Genomic DNA, 319 nt, shown 5'->3' on the forward strand with positions numbered 1-319 from the left:
CGTTTCAAGCCGGCAAGGCGTGCTTCATCCGGTTCTTCCCATTCAATGAAGAACGGCAAAGGCAAATCAGAGGAAATCGGCTGGTCGATGAAAAGCAGACGCCAGCGGATGATTTCGCCTGTATCCGTCAGCCTTTCAGCGTTCGTCGGCCCGATTGTCCGGAATCCCCGAGCTTCAATCTGCGAGGCCAATTGGTCCAGGTCATCAGAACGCAGGCAAATCGTGCCGAAGCCTTCCTCATCATGGCGCAGCTGCTCGACTAGCGGATGTCCAGACCTCCCTGCTACACGTTCATCTTCGATCGCCAGCCATTCAATAT

The 319-nt window shown here is 54.9% G+C and carries 1 protein-coding gene; it reads right to left on the reverse strand.

Features of this window, described 5'->3' with window-relative positions; all coding sequences use genetic code 11:
* Positions 1-319 (reverse strand): VOC family protein (locus R0J87_RS19200; protein WP_498888234.1); only part of this gene is annotated, 319 nt, incomplete at both ends.

This window comes from Halomonas sp. SIMBA_159 (assembly GCF_046536035.1).
GTDB classification, from domain to species: Bacteria; Pseudomonadota; Gammaproteobacteria; order Pseudomonadales; family Halomonadaceae; genus Vreelandella; species Vreelandella venusta_A.